This is a genomic window from Nocardioides antri (genome assembly GCF_008373765.1).
Lineage (GTDB): Bacteria > Actinomycetota > Actinomycetes > Propionibacteriales > Nocardioidaceae > Nocardioides > Nocardioides antri.
The window spans coordinates 1-346 of record NZ_VUJW01000224.1; the positions used below are offsets into that span (position 1 = coordinate 1).

Genomic DNA, 346 nt, shown 5'->3' on the forward strand with positions numbered 1-346 from the left:
CGCGTGTCCAAGGCTTTGGCCAGGGCTCCGATCTCGTGGCCGACCTCGACGGTGTAGTTGCTGCCCTTGTCGCCTTTCAGTGTGGTGTGACTCGAGAAGTCCATCTTCCCACCCCTCTTAGTGACGTGCTTTATGAGACCAATGGTTTTCTCCCACGAATCGTCCGATAATTTCCTGAAGAGCTTCGCGAATCCTTCCCTGTTCGTCTGGTAGTAGTTGAAGTAGGAGGCCGACAGGAGATAATGGTAGGAACGTTTCAAATACAGTGAGGCTAATGCCTTCAGTTCGTTCGCTACAACGTGGTTGTCCTTGAATTGGCCGTAATACGCGCTGCAGTGCGGCAGAC

The 346-nt window shown here is 52.9% G+C and carries 1 protein-coding gene; it reads right to left on the reverse strand.

What is annotated here, in order from left to right:
• Nucleotides 1-346 (reverse strand): ferritin-like domain-containing protein (locus tag F0U47_RS23070; protein WP_188111466.1); only part of this gene is annotated, 346 nt, incomplete at both ends.